At 57.4% G+C, this 2,618-nt stretch carries 2 protein-coding genes; both read right to left on the bottom strand.

Going from position 1 to position 2,618, the window contains the following annotated elements; all coding sequences use genetic code 11:
- Nucleotides 1-1,590, bottom strand: a 1,590-nt coding sequence (locus V3W31_09140) for a GAF domain-containing protein (GenBank protein ID MEE9615089.1), incomplete at its 3' end; no start/stop codon positions are given.
- Nucleotides 1,591-1,695: 105 nt separating this feature from the next.
- Nucleotides 1,696-2,268: a response regulator gene (locus V3W31_09135; GenBank protein ID MEE9615088.1), complete on the bottom strand. Its 573-nt coding sequence runs from the start codon at nt 2,266-2,268 to the stop codon at nt 1,696-1,698.
- Nucleotides 2,269-2,618 lie beyond the last annotated feature (350 nt).

The following is a 2,618-nucleotide window of genomic DNA, read 5'->3' as shown; positions in this document are numbered from 1 at the left end:
GGGGTAGCTCTTCACCACCAGCCTACCGTAGCCGCCGTTTATCTCGGCCTCGACCACACGGCCCGCGTAGGAGCTCTTGACCGAAGAGGAGAACTCTTCGCCCATGAAATCCTCCTCCAGCACACTGTAGTTACCCACCAGGTCGCTGTCGTCGCTTCCCCCGATGAGCCTCTTGAACATATCGTTCGCCAGGGTGCACCGGCCGTCCCCGTCGAAGGCGGCAAAGCCGCAAGGGGTCTGGGTTATGACGCGTTCGAGGAACCTCTTTCGCACGTGCTCTTCATGGAAGATGGCCGAGTAGCCCGCCGCAACGCCGAGGTTCGAGGCCACGGCCTCGAAGAAAGCAAGGTCGCTCTCCCCGACCTCCACGCGCTCCATGAAAATGACGTCCATGAACCCTATGTGGGAACCGCCGTGGGGTATGGGTACGCTTACGAGGGAGCCCACGCCCTGGGAGACAAGGGCGGATTTGGACATACCCTCGGAGTAGCCGTCGAGGCCGCTTAAGACCCTGGGCCTTTCCCACTCTCCGCCGGTCCTTTCGGCGAGCGGTATCTCAGCCCCCACGCGGAAGGAAGCCCCTTTAAGACCCTTTGAGTGCTTGAGCTTGAGGACACCGTCCTCCTTAAGGTATACGGCCGCACCGTGGGTCCCGGCTACACGCTCCATCTCCTTTGCCGCGGCCGTGAATATCTCTCCGAGGGAGAGAGAGCTGCCTACCGCGGAGGTTACGGTATTGAGGGCCGCGGCCCTTCCGGCCATTCTCTCGCTCTCCGCAGCGGCCTCGCGGGCCTTTATCTCGATAAGGGCGCGGGACTCCTCCACCCTGGCCGCCACGTCGTTCATGGCGCGGGCAAAGCTCCCGGCCTCACCCGGTAAATCCTCCCGGAACCTCTCCCCCTCCTCCGTGGTGGAAGAGGAAAAGGGGAAAACCCTTTCCGCGGAGGAAAAGACCTCGCTTACGGGCAGGAGGACCCTTACGAGAAATACCATCCCCGCGACCAGAAGAACGAGCGCGCTGAGCCCCATCAACCTGACGGTAAAATCCCTTGAACCCTGAAAGACGGCGGCCCTCTCCCGGGAGGTTACGTCAAGCAGCTTCTCGATATTTTCGGTAAGGAGGAAGGTGTTCATGTCCACGGCGTTGTGTATCAAGAGCGCCTTGTCGTAACCCACGTCGGCATTGAGCCCAGAGGCTTCTTTCCTTATAACCTCCCAGTCTTCGCCAATGCTCTTGAGGGCGCTGGAAATAACGGGCTTGTCCCGGAACCCCTCGACAAGCGTAGCCTCCAGAAGCTCCATTACGCGCTCGTCCACCTTCTCCACTTCCCTGCCTATCTCCTCCACCCTCTGCTCCTCGAACCCCCCCTGGAACTGTCTGGTTACCAGGAATATATCCAGGACGTACTCGAACTTTATTATGTCGCTCTTGAGGGTGTCGAGACGGTGGTTCAAGACGTCATAGTGCTCCACCCCCTCTGACTTGTGCAGCAGGAGCACGGCGTCCATAACGACGAGCGTCAGGAAAAGCAGGAGGAGGGCGAGGAATTTGTGTATTATGGAGAGGGTTTTTTGGGGCTGAGTACTCATAGGCGGAACCGGCCCTATACGCGGCTAAAAGAACAATTGCCTGTTCCCTGTTGCAGGTTACCTCTTATAGGTGAACAACCGGTAACTCCCTCACGGTGCAGGGGACTACTTGAGCAGTCTCTCTACATCCTTCCGGAGTTTTTCGACCCTGAGCGGCTTCGGCAGACACCTGTCGGCACCGCACTGGATGATACGTTCCATATCATCCTTGCCGAAGGCGGTCATTGCGAGTATCTTTATTCCCTTGGTCGTTTCTTCGAGCCTCAGGCGCCTGCACACCTCGAAACCGTCTATCCTGGGCATCCTTATGTCGAGTATGAGCAGGTCCGGCTTGAAGTCCCCTACCTTTATAAGCGCCTCATAGCCGTCCCCGGCTGTCTCTATCGCATAGGAGTCCCCACCGTCCAGCTCCAGCGCCCCCTTGACGTACTCCACTATATGAGGCTCGTCGTCTATAATGAGTATCTTCCTCTTTTTCGTAAAGAGTTCTTCGTGGATGTGGAGCTTGTATCTGGTAACAAAGTTCTCGAACTCATCCCTCTTTACCCGGTAGTGGCCGCCCGGGGTCCTGAAGGCCTCAAGCTTCCCCGCGGCTATCCACTTCTTTACCGCGTTTATCGTAACGTGGCAGAGAGAGGCTACCTCTCCGGTGGTGTATGGTCTGTTATCTTCCTTCATAACGGATGTGTGTATCTGAACTTTTCCCCAAGGTCGCCCGTTTACATAAAAGTTTTCGTCTTCCCCAACCCCCGCTCTCCGGCGCCGGCGGGGGAAGCCGTGACAAATGGTACAAATGTTACGGTAATTCTATTACAGGAGTGGTCTGCTGTCAAGGAAATTCAACAAAGCGGGGTGAATTAACAGAAAGTAAAGTATAGGTGTGGCGGGAGCTTATTGGCGGCTCGCCCGGATGGTTCCGGCCGCCTTCTCGACCTCGGCCACCACCGCATCCACAAGCTCTTTCTCCGCGACTTTTTTAATAACCTTGCCGCCGGAGTAGAGCAGTGCCGTGCCGTCGCCCCCGGCTA

The sequence above is a fragment of the Thermodesulfobacteriota bacterium genome (assembly GCA_036482575.1).
In the GTDB taxonomy this organism is placed as follows: domain Bacteria; phylum Desulfobacterota; class GWC2-55-46; order GWC2-55-46; family JAUVFY01; genus JAZGJJ01.
This window is presented reverse-complemented; position numbering and strand designations above follow the sequence as displayed.

What these genes read in the sequence shown, in the direction of transcription:
- V3W31_09135 (MEE9615088.1), bottom strand. Translation starts at nt 2,268, where the DNA reads ATGAAGGAAGATAACAGACCATACACCACCGGAGAGGTAGCCTCTCTC.